The following is a 4,142-nucleotide window of genomic DNA, read 5'->3' on the forward strand; positions in this document are numbered from 1 at the left end:
GATGGCCGGCAATCGCTTCCACCGCCACAAATCCCTCGTGCGTGGCTTTGTGCGCCAGCATAGGTTCGCCGGCGACATCGCCGATGGCAAAGATGTGCGGCTCGCTGGTTCGCCGCTGTCCGTCCACTTTAATGAACCCTCGCGCATCCACTTCGACGCGCGTGCTCTCCAGCCCTAATCCTGACGAATTCGGCTTGCGACCGACTGCCACGAGAACCCTGTCGAACACCTGTTCGGGCTGAGCGACATCGGGACCCTGAAGGCGAACCCGAATGCCCGCTCGATCTTCGGTCATCTCCAGGACGGTCGTGTTAACGAGGATCGCCGCGAAGAGTTTCTCCAGCCGTTTCTGAAGGATTGAGACGAGATCGCGATCAACGCCGGGCAACAGTCCCGGCATCATTTCGACGACAGTGACGCGGCTGCCCAGGGTCGCATAGACGCTGCCCAGTTCCAGACCGATATAACCGCCGCCGATGACCAATAACGTCTCAGGAATGTCGGGGAGTTCGAGCGCCGTCGTCGAATCCATCACGCGAGGTGACTCCAATGAGAGCGCCGGAATGGTTGCCGGTCGGGACCCGGTAGCAATGATCACATGTTCAAGCGACAGTCGTTCCGAGCCGCCATCCTTTTTCTCAACCGTGAGCGTCCGCGAATCGAGGAATTTCGCCCGCCCGCGAATATAGTTCACCTTCCGCTGTCGGGATAGTTGTCCCAGGCCGGAGGTCAACCTGGCGACGACGCTCTCTTTCCAGGCTCGCAGCCTATCAAGATCAACTGTCGGCTCACCGAACGTCACCCCCCATTGAGCCGCTTCGCGCGCGTCGGTGATAACCTTGGCCACATGCAGCAAAGCCTTGGACGGGATACATCCGCGATAAAGACAGACGCCACCGGGATTCTGCTCTTCGTCAATCAGCGTCACATCCATTCCCATGTCGGCGGCGTAAAAGGCGGCGGCATAGCCTCCCGGTCCTCCGCCGATAATCGTCACCCGCCGATTGTTCATCAGTGCACTCATCATCCCTCCTTCGACGAGTCAGTGCTGATGCACAGGGATCATCTCACTCATCCATGTCAGCCGTGTTCATCCGTTCAGATCATTCGGATGGATGCGGGATGTCCTCCGCATCATCTTCCGGGGACTGTGATGGTGATCATCCTCCTCAGGTGCTCTCCTATCCCGTGCATCACTCCTGTAGACGCAACAGCATCGAGCCTGCTCCTTGTACTTGTTTTCCACGCAGGCCGATCCCGCTGACGCGAGATATGCCCTTCTGTTGTAAAGCACCCACGCGTAAGTGATGCCGAAAAATAACGGATCGCCGAAAAAATGGCAAGCACGCCTCCCGTTGTAACCATTGCGACTTTGGGACCAAAAATCTCGGCCAGTATTCTGGGTTTCAAGTCCGTCGGAATTTCCGAGTCCGTCGAGTCTCACTGTCCCTCGCGGCCTAGAAGGCACCGAGCGGACAAAGAAAAACGGTCAGGAGTCACGCAGCCGGTTCAACCGCTGAGATGTGTGAAACGGACGCCGTTGTTCTTCTCTCCTGTGGGCGGCCCGCTCTCGCGGCCCCGGGGTCTGACAACCCCCTTGCAGTTTTCAGACTGGAAAAGTCCGCGCTCTCCCATTCCCCCTGGATCGTAGCTTCGCGCTCCCTTGCCTTCTGACGAACGCCGATGCCCAAAATATCGGGCGAGTTTCAGACACCACGGTTCGGATGATCTCATGAACCCCTTATGCCCTCTCGACAACGGCGTAAGTCCAAAGAATCGCTGGCGACCCGACTGCCGTCCTATAGCAATTTTTCAATTGTCTGCACCGGGAGGCGCTCGCATTCTGCGGGCGGAGGCACGCTGAAGCGATCGCTCGATGAAAATGTCCGGCTCAATTTCGGTTGGAGAGTGGCCTTCTATAATGTCTCCCGCGAGATAACCTCGCCGTTTTGCCGTACTCTTCGATCTTCTGAGTCAGACTCCAATTACAGGCAGAGCGGGCACCGCCGGTGCGCTTGATGAGCAGGCTTGTCCGCTCTCCTATCCTCTTTCATTTCCTCTTCCTCTCGGACAATCAGTTTCCTTATGCCTTCAGTGCCGATTCTCACCACCCGAATCCAGCGAGCCGATCGCGATGCTCTCCCACAATGGCGTGAATGGTGAAATCGGCTAACAGGCTCATGAATTTTGAATACCTACCGCTGAGTCCACTCCCAACCTCACCCTATAGCTTTCACGACATTCCACCCCTATCGTTTTTTCGCTCACCCTCTGACACAACAGGCCAGCGAGATGTCGTCGGCGACGCCGTCTTCCCGCTGACGCGCGGATGAAAAATAATTCCGGTTGCTTCCCTTGCTATTTCGCAGGCGTGGCGGGCCACCGGGTTTGATAGTGACACTCGGCGCAATAGGACATAACCCGGCTGAAGACATTAACCATCATCAATGGATCTTTTCGATCCGCATAGGCTTTGATTTGCTGGGAATCGCGTGCCAGATTGCGCGAGATCGTTGCCAGGTCCTGATTGGTCTCCAGCTTGGCGTACTCTTCGGCCAGACGCGCGAGTGCGGCGTAGTTTGCGCTGATTTCTTGAAAATCCTGATCGGTGAATTTGGCTTCGACCGCTCCGGTAAAGACCTTGTTGTGGATGGCGCGATAAGCTTGCCCCATCTCGACCATATTATCCTTCTTCGTTCGTTGGGCGGACGAGATGACGCAAATACCAGTTCCCAGCACCAGGAGACTGGAGAGGGCGACGACAGCTTTACAGGTGATTTCTCGAATCATCTGAAGTCACCTCCTTAGCCTGGGGTAGTGTAGCACAGATCGCGCTGATTCGGCTTCTGCTCTTGGCGCTCCTCCTTTTCGATGGAGCACAAGAATGCTTCGGGTAGAGCCAGGTCGGGGGTGAGGAGGGATATCGCCGGCCGTCGAGCCTGCGTGACGGCCCAATGGTCCGCGCTGTTTTTCAGCTATGTCGCTGGCTCATCTGCCACTTCCAGGCTGACCGAATGATCGTTTCCAGGTCGGAGAAGACGGGCTCCCACCCGAGAATGAGACGCGCGCGGGTAGCATCGGCTACAAGGCGTGAGGGATCACCCGGTCGTGGCGGGGCATTCTCCACCGAGATGGGGCATCCGGTGATCCGTCGTGCTGTGTCAATCACCTCTCGCACCGAATACCCGCGACCCGTTCCCAGATTGAGGCATTCCGACCGTCCCCCCGACCGGAGATACCGAAGCGCCTGAAGATGTGCCGTGGCCAGATCGGCCACATGGATGTAATCTCGAATGGCCGTGCCGTCGGGCGTCGGATAGGTCGTGCCATAGATCGAGACGAAAGGGATACGTCCTTCGGCGGCTCGAAGGACATTGGGGATGAGGTGCGTTTCCGGCTCGTGAATCTCACCATGCCGGGCCGTTGCTCCCGCCGCATTGAAGTAGCGCAGCGAAACAAATTTCAGATTGTAGGCGCGGTCGTACCACTCGAGAGCGCGCTCGAGCATGAACTTCGACCAGCCGTAGGGATTGGTCGGACGTTGCGGATGATCCTCCGGAATGGGGATGCGCTCCGGCTCGCCATAGACCGCGCAACTCGAGGAGAAGACGAATTGCCGCACGCCCGCCTCGAGCAAAACGCCCAGCAGTGCTAATCCCTGCTCCACGTTGTTTTCAAAATAGCGAGCAGGCTCGGCCACCGATTCTCCCACGTAGGCCAATGCCGCAAAGTGAATGCACGAGTCAATGTCGTGCCGGCTGAGGATGTGCCTGAGCAGGGCTCGGTCCCCCACATCCCCCTGATAGAAAGGGATGTCGGGCGCCAGCGCCGCTCGATGTCCCCGCGAGAGATTGTCCAGGATGACGACACTCTCACCTTCGGCCAAAAGGTGTTCAACCGTCACACTCCCGATGTATCCCGCTCCCCCGGTTACAAGAATGGCCATAGTTCCCTCTGACAGGTCTACGCACTCATTCGCCTGTTAGGATCGAATGGGCGTCAATCGGAGATGTCCGAAGGTGGCTGCTCCCGGTGACGACTGGGAGAAGATCTCCGGCTGATAGCCCGTGCGACGTGCATACTCATCGGCGATCTCCTCGATCGCGTGGCGGGCATCGGACCGACCTAATACAGCCACTGTG

Annotated in this window: 3 protein-coding genes and 1 pseudogene; all 4 read right to left on the reverse strand. The window is 57.8% G+C overall.

Going from position 1 to position 4,142, the window contains the following annotated elements; all coding sequences use genetic code 11:
* Positions 1-1,027 (reverse strand): FAD-dependent oxidoreductase (locus VNM72_11515; GenBank protein ID HXF06027.1); only part of this gene is annotated, 1,027 nt, incomplete at its 3' end.
* 1,080 nt (positions 1,028-2,107) lie between these two features.
* A pseudogene (locus VNM72_11520) lies at positions 2,108-2,221 on the reverse strand (IS607 family transposase).
* Between the two features lie 137 nt (positions 2,222-2,358).
* Positions 2,359-2,790 (reverse strand): hypothetical protein, encoded by a 432-nt coding sequence (locus VNM72_11525; GenBank protein HXF06028.1) that lies wholly within the window; start codon positions 2,788-2,790, stop codon positions 2,359-2,361.
* Between the two features lie 181 nt (positions 2,791-2,971).
* Positions 2,972-3,946, reverse strand: a complete 975-nt coding sequence (gene galE, locus VNM72_11530; protein HXF06029.1) for a UDP-glucose 4-epimerase GalE — start codon at positions 3,944-3,946, stop codon at positions 2,972-2,974.
* Between the last annotated feature and the right edge of the window lie 196 nt (positions 3,947-4,142).

The sequence above is a fragment of the Blastocatellia bacterium genome (genome assembly GCA_035573895.1).
In the GTDB taxonomy this organism is placed as follows: domain Bacteria; phylum Acidobacteriota; class Blastocatellia; order HR10; family HR10; genus DATLZR01.